This window comes from Kribbella sancticallisti (assembly GCF_039530625.1).
Classification (GTDB): domain Bacteria; phylum Actinomycetota; class Actinomycetes; order Propionibacteriales; family Kribbellaceae; genus Kribbella; species Kribbella sancticallisti.
Genome location: NZ_BAAAOS010000076.1, coordinates 1 through 835 on the forward strand (window position 1 = coordinate 1; position 835 = coordinate 835).

The window sequence follows — 835 nt, forward strand, 5'->3', positions numbered from 1 at the left end:
ACGCGTAAAACAGCCGGCACTGTTGCAAATAGTCGGTGGTGATAAACTTATCATCCCCTTTTGCTGATGGAGCTGCACATGAACCCATTCAAAGGCCGGCATTTTCAGCGTGACATCATTCTGTGGGCCGTACGCTGGTACTGCAAATACGGCATCAGTTACCGTGAGCTGCAGGAGATGCTGGCTGAACGCGGAGTGAATGTCGATCACTCCACGATTTACCGCTGGGTTCAGCGTTATGCGCCTGAAATGGAAAAACGGCTGCGCTGGTACTGGCGTAACCCTTCCGATCTTTGCCCGTGGCACATGGATGAAACCTACGTGAAGGTCAATGGCCGCTGGGCGTATCTGTACCGGGCCGTCGACAGCCGGGGCCGCACTGTCGATTTTTATCTCTCCTCCCGTCGTAACAGCAAAGCTGCATACCGGTTTCTGGGTAAAATCCTCAACAACGTGAAGAAGTGGCAGATCCCGCGATTCATCAACACGGATAAAGCGCCCGCCTATGGTCGCGCGCTTGCTCTGCTCAAACGCGAAGGCCGGTGCCCGTCTGACGTTGAACACCGACAGATTAAGTACCGGAACAACGTGATTGAATGCGATCATGGCAAACTGAAACGGATAATCGGCGCCACGCTGGGATTTAAATCCATGAAGACGGCTTACGCCACCATCAAAGGTATTGAGGTGATGCGTGCACTACGCAAAGGCCAGGCCTCAGCATTTTATTATGGTGATCCCCTGGGCGAAATGCGCCTGGTAAGCAGAGTTTTTGAAATGTAAGGCCTTTGAATAAGACAAAAGGCTGCCTCATCGCTAACTTTGCAACAGTGCC

1 protein-coding gene is annotated in these 835 nt (G+C 52.5%); it reads left to right on the forward strand.

All coding sequences use genetic code 11. From position 1 onward, the window contains the following. The first annotated feature begins 78 nt into the window (after nucleotides 1-78). Nucleotides 79-783, forward strand: a complete 705-nt coding sequence (locus tag ABD255_RS43335; protein ID WP_001067855.1) for an IS6-like element IS26 family transposase — start codon at nucleotides 79-81, stop codon at nucleotides 781-783. Nucleotides 784-835 lie beyond the last annotated feature (52 nt).